The 13,111-nt window shown below is 61.3% G+C and carries 10 protein-coding genes; 9 read left to right on the forward strand and 1 reads right to left on the reverse strand.

The annotated features are described in order from the left end of the window. The first annotated feature begins 785 nt into the window (after window positions 1-785). From F9929_RS15790 to F9929_RS15830, 9 genes are all read left to right on the forward strand, one after another. Window positions 786-1,769, forward strand: coding sequence for an ABC transporter permease (locus F9929_RS15790; RefSeq protein WP_193227795.1), 984 nt, complete (start codon window positions 786-788; stop codon window positions 1,767-1,769). Between the two features lie 84 nt (window positions 1,770-1,853). Further along, the gene (locus tag F9929_RS15795; protein WP_152047557.1) at window positions 1,854-2,852 is read left to right on the forward strand and encodes a substrate-binding domain-containing protein; all 999 of its coding nucleotides are present in this window, start codon (window positions 1,854-1,856) and stop codon (window positions 2,850-2,852) included. Window positions 2,853-2,931: 79 nt separating this feature from the next. Beyond that, entirely contained in the window at window positions 2,932-4,503 is a 1,572-nt protein-coding gene (locus F9929_RS15800) for a sugar ABC transporter ATP-binding protein (protein ID WP_152047558.1), read from the forward strand. Then, window positions 4,500-5,525 (forward strand): ABC transporter permease, encoded by a 1,026-nt coding sequence (locus tag F9929_RS15805; protein ID WP_152047559.1) that lies wholly within the window; start codon window positions 4,500-4,502, stop codon window positions 5,523-5,525. Before F9929_RS15800 ends, F9929_RS15805 begins: the two co-directional genes overlap by 4 nt. Window positions 5,526-5,573: 48 nt before the next feature. Further along, window positions 5,574-6,524 (forward strand): carbohydrate kinase family protein, encoded by a 951-nt coding sequence (locus tag F9929_RS15810; protein ID WP_152047560.1) that lies wholly within the window; start codon window positions 5,574-5,576, stop codon window positions 6,522-6,524. A gap of 380 nt (window positions 6,525-6,904) precedes the next feature. After that, window positions 6,905-8,032 (forward strand): sugar ABC transporter substrate-binding protein, encoded by a 1,128-nt coding sequence (locus tag F9929_RS15815; RefSeq protein ID WP_407922246.1) that lies wholly within the window; start codon window positions 6,905-6,907, stop codon window positions 8,030-8,032. Window positions 8,033-8,089: 57 nt separating this feature from the next. Beyond that, window positions 8,090-9,619: a sugar ABC transporter ATP-binding protein gene (locus tag F9929_RS15820; protein WP_152047561.1), complete on the forward strand. Its 1,530-nt coding sequence runs from the start codon at window positions 8,090-8,092 to the stop codon at window positions 9,617-9,619. Further along, on the forward strand, window positions 9,616-10,596 hold the full coding sequence (locus tag F9929_RS15825) for an ABC transporter permease (protein ID WP_152047562.1): 981 nt from the start codon (window positions 9,616-9,618) through the stop codon (window positions 10,594-10,596). The genes F9929_RS15820 and F9929_RS15825 overlap by 4 nt, the downstream gene beginning before the upstream one ends. After that, window positions 10,593-11,579 carry an ABC transporter permease gene (locus F9929_RS15830; RefSeq protein ID WP_235919351.1) on the forward strand — a complete coding sequence of 329 codons (987 nt, stop codon included), beginning with the start codon at window positions 10,593-10,595 and terminating at the stop codon, window positions 11,577-11,579. Before F9929_RS15825 ends, F9929_RS15830 begins: the two co-directional genes overlap by 4 nt. Before the next feature lie 497 nt (window positions 11,580-12,076). On the opposite strand, the gene F9929_RS15835 is transcribed toward F9929_RS15830, so the two are convergent. After that, window positions 12,077-12,970 (reverse strand): hypothetical protein, encoded by an 894-nt coding sequence (locus tag F9929_RS15835; protein WP_152047563.1) that lies wholly within the window; start codon window positions 12,968-12,970, stop codon window positions 12,077-12,079. Window positions 12,971-13,111: the final 141 nt, after the last annotated feature.

Raw genomic sequence — 13,111 nt, forward strand, 5'->3', positions numbered from 1 at the left:
ATCGAGTGTCGGTCGGTTTTGGTGGTCGATACGAGGGAGCGGTCCAGTTGATGCGGTCGCGGGGGCCATCGTGAAGCTGCGACAGCGGCTATCAGCCCGTTCCAAGATCGTCCATTGCGACCGATACTCAGAGGCAGCAGATGGCTGCCAGCATTACACCCATCCTCGGTCCGTGCCCAATGATCGCCGGTTTCGTCAGCTCGATTTTAAGGCACTGGGACAACAGGCCACTTTCGACAATCCGCATTGCGCAATCAAACAATGAAGTTCTGTCGACAGCGGACTGGATACCATTCAACGTTCCTCGCCGCATCTGGTCGTTATCGGTGAGCTTTCCCTTGCCTCCAGAATGTCTATCCGTAGCATTCAATAGGGTAAGTGCCCATTTTAGGTGTCCGACACCGTGTTGAAGGCGATCTGTCTCGATGAAGAAGGTCGATTTCTTCCGACAGAGTATCACCCCGTCTATGGACTTACTTAGAGTCCAATATCGGTTGGCTGGCACATGGACTTTTTAGTTACACGTTGCCAAGTCGGACCGAGGGTAGGAATGCCTGTCTTGGTAGTCGAGGTTTGGAATGTCCGTTGAGTGGTCCATTGGCCTTCTCGATGCCCAGCGGTGCATCGCGGCGTTGAAGCAAGGAGAAACCTACGGTCGCCGCAGAGGGCGCTAATTGACAATAGACATTTCTCGGTGACAAATGTCAAAAATGAAGACTCGGGGGGAGCCGGGTCTTGTGAGGGAACGGCATCGTCCCGATCCAAGATCGTACGGGAGGTGCGATTTGATTCCTGATTTTGATCGGCAGAGCGTCTTTCTCGGTGCTCTTAATGTGGCTCTGCTGACGGCAGGCGCGTTGTTGGCGGGCGCCAACTTCGTTGACAGCTACAACCTGCAGTCGATGGCTGCGCAGGTGCCCGAACTTGGCCTGCTCGCTTTTGGTGTGATGCTGGCGATGACGTCGGGCAATGGCGGAATTGATCTGTCGGGCATTGCTCTGGCAAATCTGTCGGGTATCGGCGCCTTAATGCTCGCTCGGTTCATCGTCGCGCCAGACGCTGCGCCCGAACTCTTCTCCTGGAGCTTTGCGGCCGTCGCGCTTCTGATCGGCTTGATAGGCGGGATCGCAAACGGACTGGTGATAGCTTATGGCCGCTTGACGCCTCTAATCGCTACGCTCGGCACACAGCTTCTGTTCACCGGCCTCGCGGTGTTCCTGACCAACGGTTCCGCCCTAAGCCTCGGTTATATCCCGCCGCTTGATGACTTCGGCAATTCTCCCGTCTTGGGCATGCCGATTTGTTTTGCGCTGTTCCTCGTGGTCGCCGCGCTGATCGCCTTCGTCCTGCGGTTCATGCCCTTTGGCGTGCGGCTGATGCTTCTCGGCAGCAACCCAAAAGCGGCCCGCTACGGCGGTATTGCCGAGCGCCGGATGATCGTCCTGACCTACACGGCCAGCGGTGTTCTGTCAGGTATCGCCGGCATCGTGATCGCTGCCCGCAATGCCTCCGTGAAATGGGACTACGGCGGATCTTACGTGCTGATTGCAATTTTGATCGCGGTGATGGGCGGCGTGAAACCCGAGGGAGGCTACGGCAAGGTCGGCTGCGTGCTTCTCGCCGCTACCGCTCTGCAGATCCTGTCGAGCCTCTTCAACTTTCTGGATATCTCGAACTTCTTTCGAGATCTCGCCTGGGGCGTCCTGCTCCTTGCCCTCCTGGCCTCTGCCAGGTTCGATTTCGGCTACTGGCTGCGGCCCAGCCGCTGACACGGTAGGAAACGCGCGTTGTCCTTGCTGGGGGACAAGGCCAAGGGGACGCGCCCGAGCTTCACATCCAACGGGAGGATTCGAATGACCACTCTGTCCAAGCTCGCCGCCTGCACGGCGCTCGGCCTAACTATCTGCGCCGGCGCGGCCGGCGCGCAGGATAAATCGACCATTGTCACGGTTGTGAAGGTGACCGGCGAGAACTGGTTTACCCGTATGAACCAGGGTGTCGATGCCTATGGCAGCGAGCATTCAAACGTCGCGGCCAGTCAGGTCGGCCCCGCCAAAGCAGATGCCGCACAACAGGGGCGCATCATCGAAGATCTGGTCGCCAAAAACGTCTCGGCCATCGCGGTCGTGCCAATGGACCCTTCTGCGCTGGAAGGCGTTCTGCGCCGCGCACAGCAGCGCGGCATCAAGGTAATCACTCACGAAGGCGACAGTCTCAACAACACCGCGGTCGATATCGAGGCTTTCGACAACAAGGCTTTCGGCATGCGCATCAACGAGAAGCTTTCGGCTTGCATGGGTCAGTCCGGCAAGTGGACGAGCTTCGTCGGCTCTCTTGGCAGTCTGACGCACAACCAATGGGTGGATGCGGGCGCGGAGAACGCCAAGAAGTACCCGGGCATGGAACTCGTTGCAGCTAAGAACGAGTCATTCAACGACGCGAATAAGGCCTATGAGAAGGCGAAGGAAATTCTTCGCCGCTACCCAGACATCAAGGGGTTCCAGGGCTCGTCCGCAATCGACGTCATCGGTATCGGGCGTGCGGTGGAAGAGGCGGGTCTGCAGGACAAGACGTGCGTCTACGGCCTTGGCCTACCCAAGGATACCGGGCCCTATCTGGAAACCGGCGCCGTCGACGAAATTTTCTTCTGGGACCCGAAGGACGCCGGCTACGTCATGAACGTCGTTGCCAATATGGTGCTTGATGGCAAGGAAGTCACCGACGGTATGGACCTCGGCGTCCCAGGTTATAATAAAGTGTCCGTCAAGAAGGGCCCCGGCAAGGGTGTGATCGTCCAGGGCGAAGCTTGGGTCGACGCCGACAAGGCCTCCTACAAGAACTATCCGTTCTAAGTTCGGCCCGATTGCCGCATCTCACAGTTCCGGGGCCAAACCGGTCCCGGAGCAGGGCCATCTGCATCAGGATGTCACGATGTCCGTCGTATCAGCGCCGCAGCCAACCGGCGCCGCTCCGCCGCTGCTGGAAATTCGAGGCGTACGCAAGTCCTTCGGCGGAGTCCACGCGTTGAAGGCAGTGGACTTGGTGATCGAGGCGGGCCGCGTTTATCACCTGATGGGTGAGAATGGCTGCGGTAAGAGCACGCTCATCAAGATCATCTCGGGCGCACAGGCGGCCGACGAAGGGCAAATCCTCGTGGACGGCGTGCCAACGGGCGAGCGGGCGGGCGACATCGGCCCGATCGGCGCACTACGTGCTGGAATTGAGACCGTCTACCAAGACCTGTCGCTGCTGCCCAATCTTTCCGTCGCCGAGAACGTCGCCTTCACAGGACAGCTCGTCGCGGCCAACGGACACCTCGCCCGCCGGCTCGACATGGGCGCGTTGCGCGAGACCGCGCGAGCGGCGCTTGCTAAAGTCCAACTGCCGACGGACCACGATTTCCTTTTCCGGCGCACCGACACGCTTCCGCTGGCAACCCGGCAACTCGTCGCCATCGCCAGAGCGGTCGCCGCGGATGCCCGGCTGGTAATCATGGACGAGCCGACGACCTCTCTGACGCGCCAGGAGGTGGATAACCTCCTGAAGGTCGTTGAACGGCTGCGCTCGGACAAGGTGGCGGTGCTTTTCGTCACTCACAAGCTCGACGAGTGCAAAGCGATCGGTGGGCGCGCCATCATTATGCGTGACGGGTGCAAGGTCGCCGAACTCGAGGTGTCCGACCATTCCAAAGCTGAGTTCACGCATTGGATGACCGGTCGCGAGATCAGTGAGGCGCGCTATCGCACAGATCCAAATCTCGGCGACACGCTTTTGACGGTCGAGGCGCTCGGAGCCGATGCGTTCCAAAACATCTCCTTCTCGCTTCGGCGCGGCGAGATCCTCGGCTTCACCGGCCTGGCGGACTCAGGGCGTAATGAATTGGCACTTGCGCTTGCCGGCGTCAGGCCTGCCCGCACCGGGCATATCCTCCTCGACGGCGCGGCTGTGGAACTGCGCGCACCCACCGAAGCAATCGAGGCTGGCATCGGCTACGTGCCCGAGGACCGGTTGAGCGAAGGGCTCTTCCTTGAGAAATCGATTGAGGAAAACATCACACTGCCGGTGCTCGACCGTCTACGGAACGCGCTTGGCGTCATCAGCGGCCGGCGCGCGCGACGTCTAGCGGAGACGACGGTTGCCGATCTTCAGGTCGCTACGCCCAATGTCGTTCTTCCCGTCCAGGCGCTTTCGGGAGGCAACCAGCAGCGCGTCCTGATCGGCCGCTGGCTCACGATCGAGCCGCGTCTCCTCATCCTCCACGGCCCCACCGTTGGCGTCGATGTCGGGTCCAAGGACACCATTTTCCGCATCATCCAGCGGCTCGCCGATCGTGGCATGGCGGTCATCATCATCAGCGACGACCTGCCCGAACTCCTCCAGAACTGCGATCGGATCGCGGTCATGCGCCAGGGCGAGATCGTTGCCGAGCGGCTCGTCGGTGATTGGACCGAGGACACAATCTATCGCTCGCTGACATCCGCGGGAGAGGGGACCCGCCCATGACCGACATCGCATCGACGCCGCCCATCACGGACGAGGCTTGGCATCACCGCGCTTGGGATCGAATGGTGCGCCGGCCCGAACTCTTTACGCTGGCCCTCGTGATCCTGACCTGTGTCGCCGTGACGGTCGCCAACCCGGACTTCCTTCAGGTCAACAATCTGTTCGACGTGCTGCGCGCCTCCGTGGTGCGTGGGCTCTTTGCGATGGGCGTGCTGGTAGTTCTAGCGGCCGGCGGCATCGACGTGTCGTTCACCGCTATAGCTGCGCTCATCATGTACGCGCTGACGATGCTCGCAACGAACGTTTTCCCCGGCATGCCGATGACGGTCTTCTTTGTCCTGGCAGCGGCCGGCGGCGCGGTTCTCGGCGCAGCCAACGGCGTTCTCGTCCATAAGCTGAAAGCGCCGTCCCTTATCGTCACGATCGGCACACAGTACATCATCCGCAGTTTCCTCCTGACCTTCGTTGGAACCGCGCTCTTCATGAACATCCCAGCGGCGATGGACGCTTTCGGTCGTGCTTCGCTCTACACCCATACCGCGCCGGGCGGGGGCATCTCGCTTTTGCCGGCCAGCGTTCTTGTTCTCTTCGTCGCCGCAATCGTGACGTGGTTCGTCCTTGAGCGCACGCTTATGGGGCGCGCGGTATTCGCCGTTGGCGGCAATGCGGGGATCGCCGAGCGGCTTGGCATTAGCCTGTTCCGGGTACGCGTCTTCGCTTTTGCTTATGCCGGGCTCCTTGCCGGCATTGCAGGTGTCGTTCACGTCGCCTCGAACCGCCTCGCCAATCCGTTCGATCTTGCCGGCATGGAGATCGACGTGATCGCTGCAGTGGTTCTGGGTGGCGCTCGCATCACCGGTGGGTCGGGAAGCGTCGTCGGCACACTTCTCGGCGTCTTCCTCATTACGCTTGTCAGCAATGTCCTGATCTTCGTCGGCATCCCGAGCACGCTGCAACTCGCCATCGTCGGGGGCTTCATTCTCTTGGCCGGCACAATCTTCGCGCTCGGTCAGCGCAGCTGAAAAGCCGCTGTCTGGAACGCTATCTTGTTCTTCCCTTGAGGGGTTTCCATGTCGCACGACGTTTCCGTGATCGGTCTCTACATCCTCGACGTCCTCGGACGCCCCGTGGACGCCATACCGCCCGGCGGACAGGTCGATTTTATTGATGAGATCCGTCTAACGGTGGCGGGAACCGCCGGCGGCACAGTGGTTGATCTCGCCAAGCTCGGGCTCAACTGCCTTGCGGTCGGAGCCGTTGGAGATGACGAAAAGGCCGACTTCGTTCTGACGACGCTCAGGCGCTTCGGGGTGGATACCGCCGGAATGCAGCAGTTGGAAGGCGTGTCGACCTCTGCGACGATCCTCAACATCCGCCGCGACGGAAGTCGCCCAGCCCTGCATGCGCGGGGCGCGTCGGACCACTTCGAGGTGGCAGACGCCGCACTCGACGCCGTGCTCGCCCCCCCGATCGTCCATCTCGGCGGCACCGGCCTTTTGGCCAAGCTCGACGGTGAGCCGAGCCGTAAGCTGCTGGCTGAAGCCAAGCGGCGTGGCCGCACCGTGACCTTCGATCTTCTGGGCGCCGGCCCGCAGACCCTTGGGCTGATCGAGCCGCTGCTACCCCATATCGACTATTTCATGCCCTCGATCGAGGAAGCACGCGAAATCTCGGGCGCCGTCGACGTTGGCGCCGCCGCCGCCTTCTTTTTCGGTCGCGGCGTCAAGCAATGCGTCTTCACTCTCGGCGGTGACGGGGCTTGCTTCATTTCAGCGTCGGGCGAAACTGTCCACCAGCCCGCCTATGCGATCAAAGTGGTAGATACTACGGGCTGCGGCGACGCGTTCGACGCCGGCTTCATCGCCGCCCTGCACCACCGCATGGATATCCCCAAGGCGCTCGCCTTCGCGCAGGCTTCAGCAGCACTGGTAGCGACGGGCCTTGGATCGGACGCGGGCATTCGATCCTTCCAGGACACGCTCACTTTCATGAACGAAGCGCCACGCCGGATAGCAAGCTGAGAACCAAACCGAAACCGGCATGAAGAGAACTGCTCATTGGGCAGTCGGCAGCGTCTCATAGACCAGCGACGTATGTCGGCCCATTGTCGTCTGCGAACCGTCTGTTTCTGCGAACGAAATGCTCGTTACGGGGTTCGATCCATTACTTTCAGTTAGGTGCTGGGACTGGACGCGGCGAACCTTCCGAGAAAAGCGTCGATGGGAAGAATGTGCTGAGAAACCAATCGACAGGCGTACGTCTTTGCCGCAAATTGCCGTTCGCAGCAGTGCTCGCCGCGAAATACGGATCGACTTGGGAGAGTCGATTCTATCGCAACTCATGTTCGATGTTCGTAGCGGCGCATCAAAGTCCGAAAAGGACTGATTGGGGGGAAATGGTCATGATGCGAAAAGTCTTCTTTCTGGCGGCCGGCGTCGCGTGGGCAGCCCTTGGATCGACCGCATGGGCGGCAGGTCCCGAAACCGTTTCGGGCCCGAGCGCCGACGCGGAATGCTTCAAACCGCTGACAGCAGACACAAAGTTTTTCCAATGGCCAAAGAAGGACGGTCCCTACCGCATCGCGCTCGCCAATGGCTTCATTGGCAATACTTGGCGCATCCAGATGGTCCAGACCGCGAAAGCTTACGCTGAGCAGCCGGATGTGAAGGCAAAGCTTAAGGAGTTCAAGGTCGTGTCGACAGGCGACGACGTCGCCGCTCAGATCGCAGCCGTCGATAATTTCATCAACTCCGGCTACGACGCGATCGTCGTGAATGCGCAGAATCCCACGGCTTTCAAGCCGGTTGTTAAGCGCGCCAACAAGGCCGGCGTCGTGCTCGTCGCCTTCGACAACACTCTGGACACCGACGAGGCGATCAACGTCAACGTGAACCAGAAGGGTTTGGGCGAGCTTTGGGCCGACTGGCTGGTCAAGAGCGTCCCCGGCAACAAGGGCAAGCTTTTGGAAGTGCGCGGCGTCACCGGGACCAGCGTCGATCGCGATCGTCACGACGGAATCCAGGAAGTCCTGAAGAAGTCCGGCGGCCAATGGGAAACGGTCGAGGTGGTTGGCCGCTGGGACGACGGTACGGCGCAGAAAGTGGTCGCCGACGCGATCGCCGTCCATAAGCATTTCGACGGCGTGTCGGTGCAGGGCGGCTCGACGGGCACCGTGCGCGCGATGATCGACGCCAAGCATCCTTTCGTGCCGGTCGGCGGGGAAACCGAGAACGGCTTCCGCAAGCTTTGCTCGGAGCATTCCAAAGACGGGTTGAAATGCGTATCCGCCGGCAGCGGGCCAGCCCAGGTCGCCGTCGCCATGAAGACCGCGATCGCGGCTCTCGAAGGTCAGGTGGTGCCCCAGTCGATCTCGCTTCCATTGTCCGTGACGGAGGACCCGAACTTCAAGGACGGCGAGAACTTCTACGGCAAGGAGTCCGACAACTTCTTCGTCGGCAACGCCTTCCCGACCTGCGGCATCAACTTTACGGCGCAGGAAATCATGGGTCAGTCGAAGACCGATCAGTGATCCCTGGCCCGAACCGCGTGAGCCGGTTCGGGCCTTCCATCTTCCGTGAGAGCCGACATGTCCGAGCGGACCCCGATCCTGGAAATGCGAGGCGTTTCGAAGCGCTACGGTGGCATCGCCGCGTTGTCCGACGTCGATTTCGCCGCCTATCCGGGTGAGATCCACGCGGTTCTGGGCGAGAACGGCGCCGGCAAGTCGACGCTGATCAAGATCGCTTCCGGCGTCACCGATCCGAGCGACGGGGAACTCGTCGTCGGCGGAGTTGCCATGCGCCTGCGCACGCCGGCAGAGGCGACGGCGGCCGGCATCGTCTGCGTCTTCCAAGAACTCTCGCTCCTGCCTGACATGACCGTCGCCGACAACCTGTCGATCGCCGCGCCTCCGAAGCGCGGCGGCCTGATCGACACGCGGGCGCAGATGGCTCGGGCGCGCAAGCTCCTTGCGCGTGTCGGCTGCGAGGATGTTCATCCCCTCGAACTCGTGCGTAACCTGCCCTTGTCGCGCAGGCAGATGGTAGAGATCGCCAAGGCGCTCGGTCGCGAGCCGAAGCTTCTGATCCTCGACGAAGCGACGTCCGCGCTGACTGCCGAGGACGTGGAACGCATCTACGCCATCATCCGGCGCCTGAAATCGGAAGGCGTTGGCATCCTATACGTGTCCCATCGCATGCCTGAGATCGAAGCGCTCGCCGATTGCGCCAGCGTGTTCCGTAACGGTCGGCGCATCGAGACATTCAGAAAGGGCGAGCGTACCGTTGGGCAGATCGTGCACATGATGATCGGTCGCGAGCTGACGCACCAGTATCCCGACACGCCGGTGCCGCGTCCCGATGCGCCGGTCGCTCTCAAGGCGCGCAACCTCGTCTGGGGGCGCGAACTGCGCGACGTGTCGCTAGAGGTCCGTCAGGGCGAGATCGTCGGCCTTGGCGGGCTCGACGGGCAGGGCCAGCGCGAGCTTCTCCTCAGCCTTTTCGGCGTTCTCAGGGGTGTCGGCGGCACCGTCGAGGTCGGTGGTAGGCCGATGCGGCTTAACGGACCGCGTTCGGCGATCCGCGCCGAGCTGCCATTGGCGTTGATCCCCGAAGATCGAAAGACCGAGGGGTTGATGCTGCCGATGAGCGTCGGCGACAATATGAGCCTTGCGGCCCTGTTCAGATTCAAGCGCGGCCTTGGCCTCGACCGACGTCGGGAAAGCGCTGCGATCGACGCCATGGTCGAACGCCTGCGCATCAAGCTGCCGGATCTCGGCGCACCCGTTTCCACCCTGTCCGGCGGCAACCAGCAGAAGGTCGTCATCGCCAAGTGGCTGATGACGGGGCCGGGCATCGTGCTCCTGAACGATCCCACACGCGGCATCGACGTCGGCACGAAGCAGGAAATCTACCGCCTTTTGCGGGAACTGGCGGCCGAAGGGCTCGCGGTTTTGTTCTATTCCACCGACTATGCCGAGCTTATCGGCTGCTGCGACCGCGTTCTTGTGATGTACGGGGGTGCCGTCACGCGCGAGCTCGCCGGTGCCGACCTAACCGAACATGCGATGGTATCGGCGGCGCTCGACGTCGTTCCAGGCGAGGAGCGTGCCGCATGAGCGACCTGCGCTACCGTTTGTTCCACAATGCGGGCCTTCTGGCCGCCGTGGGTCTCAGCGTTCTGATGTTCGCGATCTATGTCGGCAACCATCCCGCCGGCCTCAGCGCTGCGGTAGTGCTGACCGCAGCCAACAAAGCCGTGCTTCTCGCGCTCGTGGCGATGGCGCAGACACTCCCGGTTCTCACGCGCGGGCTCGATCTTTCTGTCGGGATGGTCTTCGTGCTCGCCAACTGCCTGGCCTCCACGATCGTCGTGGGCACGGTCGGCGAGGGACTCGCCGGATGCCTCGCCGTGCTTCTCGTCGGGGCCGCCTGCGGTTTCCTGAACGGGGCTATCATCGTCTGGGGCCGCTTGCAGCCGATCATCACGACGCTGGCGACGGGGGCCGTTTACTACGGGATCGCGCTTCTGGTGCGGCCGGGGCCGGGCGGCGACGTACAGTCCGACATCGCCGACTGGGCGACAGGGCAGGTCTTCGGGGTCGTTCCGACCGCGCTGGTGCTGCTCTTCCTCGTCGTGCTCCTCGTATGGCTGCCTTACCGGCGTTCGGTCATCGGACGAGCGGCCTATGCCGTCGGCTCCAACGAGCAGGCGGCCTACATGTCGGGCGTTCCCGTCGAGCGCGCCAAGCTCACCGCCTATGCGCTGGCCGGGCTACTGGCGGCCGCGAGCGGTCTGATGCTGACGTTCAATACCTATTCCGGAGAGGCTTCCGCCCCGATCGCGGGCACCTACACACTGAACTCCATCGCTTCCGTCGTGATCGGCGGCACGTCGCTCTTCGGTGGTTGGGGCTCGGCGATCGGCTCGATCTTCGGCGCTTTCGTGTTGCGAACGATCGAGGATCTCCTGTTCGTCTTCGATCTCGATCCCTTGTGGCAGCCTTTGTTCCAAGGCGTGGTGCTGCTCGCCGCCGTCAGTCTCGGCGCGGTTCGCATCCTGCGCATCCGCAACCGGTTGGAGTTCTTCGCGTGAGCGATGCCAAGCCCGCCGTGCGCGTCCCGCTCGCCTTCCGCTTCGGCTTCGACCGCTCGGTCGCGACCGCCTTCGGCTGCATCATCCTCATGCTGATCGGCGGCGCCTTCTATTCGCGCCAGTTCCTGTCGCCGGAATACCTGCTCCAGCAGTTGCAGATCAGCGCCTTTCTCGGCGTCATCGCGTCCGGCGCGATGATGGTCATTCTGATCGGCCATATCGACTTGTCGGTGCCGTGGACTGTGACACTCGGCGCGATGATGGCGACGGCGGTCGCCGGCTGGTACGGGACCGCGGGCGAAGTGGCTGCGATCCCCGTGGCACTCCTGTGCGGGGCGCTCGTTGGGCTCGTGAACGGTTTCGGCGTCGCTTTCCTTCGTCTTCCATCGATGATCTTCACGCTTGGCATGAACGCCGTCTTGCAAGGACTCATGGTGATCCACACCGGCGGCTCCGCACCGCAGGACCACGCGACCGACCTCATGCATTTCCTCGCAGTCGGGCGGCTGGTCGCAGGGGTTCCGAACGCGCTCCTCGTTTGGGCGCTCGTCGGGGCGTTCGTGATCTTCGTCCTAACCCGCACCGCTTTCGGCCGGCGCGTCTACGCCGTCGGCAATCGCGAGCAGGCGGCCTATCTTGCAGGCATCAACACCAATCTCGTCATCGTCGGCTGCTTCGTCCTGTCGGGTATGGCGGCCGCCTTCGCCGGCGTACTTCTCGCGGGCTATTCCACGAAGGCCTATCAGGCGATGGGCGACCCCTATCTCCTTCCCGCCATCGCCGCCGTGGTGCTCGGCGGCACCAATATCCTCGGCGGGCGCGGCAATTATCTCGGTACGGTCGCCGGCGTGATCCTCATTACGCTGCTTCAGTCGATCCTCGCCGTGATGCAGATGCCGGAAGCCGGCCGACAGATCATTTACGGTACCGTCATCATCGCGATGCTCCTGTCCTACGGTCGAAGCGAGGCGGGTCGGCGATAGAGGTCGTGGAGTGCTTTGCCCAATTTCCCGATTTGCATCGCATGAAGATGGGAAGGCGCTGCAGAATGGCTGGACCATTCAACCCTGGTCGCCAAGCACCCGCGAGTTGCTTTACTAATCACGTTGACAAGACTTGCTTTGCGACCGTTGTGAGTTCGCCCTTCCACAAAACGGTAGGACCAAACGTGCTCTGCAGGTTCAACGTATGGGCAGGCGAAAGATTGCTCGCCGTGTACACCGCAGCCGATAAATACATTAGCTTGTGGGTTGATTTCCTTGTGATTGTTCCTGCTCCGAGATTTGATGGTACCTGCGGGATGTACGTCGGTACCCGTGGTGACGGGAAAGATTAGACCACAAAAATTCAGGTGCAGGCCGGGTGGCGAAATAGTTGTGTTGACGAACTGTTTCGTGCCGAGTTGGACAAATTAGACGCGTGCGTTTCCATAATTCGGGAGACGGCAGCAAAGGGCTGCCGTCTCGCCTCGAGTTTGCGATCAGCTGCTCAAATTCTTCAGGAGCCGACGCCGGACGGTGTTGTGGCGTTCGACGTATTCCTGCAGTTCCGAACCATCGAAGAGGGTGTCGAACACTCCCGACGCCGCCTTGGAAACGAAACGATATTCTTCGTTATCGCATGCGATCGGGGTATGCTGCGCCTTCTCCGAAAGTGCATGGCAGATGCCGGACATTTGAGGGACGTAAACGTTCGGGGTCGTAGGATACGGACGCAGCTTGAAAATCTCTTCATACGTGCGCGGGTTGTCATCGTGGTCATAAAGACCTGAGGCTCGGTCGGCCGACTTCATAATGTACCGAACCCATTCGGTATGGCGAGTCAGTGCGTCCTGCCCCGACTGATGCCGGAACGTGATGAAAATTGCAGAGGGATCATAGTCCAAGCACGCCTGCCGACCCCACCAATCGCGCACGTGCGTTTCGAAGGCCTGCTTCTGAACCTTCGGTACAGTGCAAAGCTGATGGACATGAAGTCCGCGACGAACACCGTTTTCGAACACGTACATCCAAAGGTGCGGCTGCGGCTGTCCCGTCACGACCCGCTTCTTCCAACGACGTGTACGCTCTTCTCCCGACACACGAAGCCACCGCCCCATTTCCTTATTGAAGGGAGCCATGGCCGCTGCAAACTCGCGATGGTCGTCATAGCCCAACGGCCGTGCGAGAATGGTCAGATGCGTGTTGAAGCACTGGCCATACCGCCACATCATGAAAGACTGAGCGTTGTACAGCTTGGTGACTTCCTTCCGAAGAGAAGAAGGGCGCCAACGAACCTTTCCCTGAGGTTCATAGGGATACCAACTCTGCGAGCTGCAGAGCCGCATTCCGGGATCGCTGTAAAAGCTGTGATCGTTGTAAGGGCTGTGATGCATGTCCAATCTCCATCATTGTGGGCTCCTCGAAGATCGAAAGGCCCTATAATGGTGGATGATCACGTGTTTAACACTTCGCGGGACAACCCTGAGCGTTTGTACTGCGACGGCGCCGCACCCATCGAGCCGAAGTTTTCGACA

This window comes from Aureimonas psammosilenae, from assembly GCF_009176975.1.
In the GTDB taxonomy this organism is placed as follows: domain Bacteria; phylum Pseudomonadota; class Alphaproteobacteria; order Rhizobiales; family Rhizobiaceae; genus Plantimonas; species Plantimonas psammosilenae.

Excerpts from the sequence above, each read along its gene's own strand:
- F9929_RS15825 (WP_152047562.1), top strand. The coding sequence starts at position 9,616 with ATGAGCGACCTGCGCTACCGTTTGTTCCACAATGCGGGCCTTCTGGCC.
- F9929_RS15810 (WP_152047560.1), top strand. The coding sequence starts at position 5,574 with ATGTCGCACGACGTTTCCGTGATCGGTCTCTACATCCTCGACGTCCTC.
- F9929_RS15835 (WP_152047563.1), bottom strand. The coding sequence starts at position 12,970 with ATGCATCACAGCCCTTACAACGATCACAGCTTTTACAGCGATCCCGGA.
- F9929_RS15820 (WP_152047561.1), top strand. The coding sequence starts at position 8,090 with ATGTCCGAGCGGACCCCGATCCTGGAAATGCGAGGCGTTTCGAAGCGC.
- F9929_RS15805 (WP_152047559.1), top strand. The coding sequence starts at position 4,500 with ATGACCGACATCGCATCGACGCCGCCCATCACGGACGAGGCTTGGCAT.
- F9929_RS15800 (WP_152047558.1), top strand. The coding sequence starts at position 2,932 with ATGTCCGTCGTATCAGCGCCGCAGCCAACCGGCGCCGCTCCGCCGCTG.
- F9929_RS15795 (WP_152047557.1), top strand. The coding sequence starts at position 1,854 with ATGACCACTCTGTCCAAGCTCGCCGCCTGCACGGCGCTCGGCCTAACT.
- F9929_RS15815 (WP_407922246.1), top strand. The coding sequence starts at position 6,905 with ATGATGCGAAAAGTCTTCTTTCTGGCGGCCGGCGTCGCGTGGGCAGCC.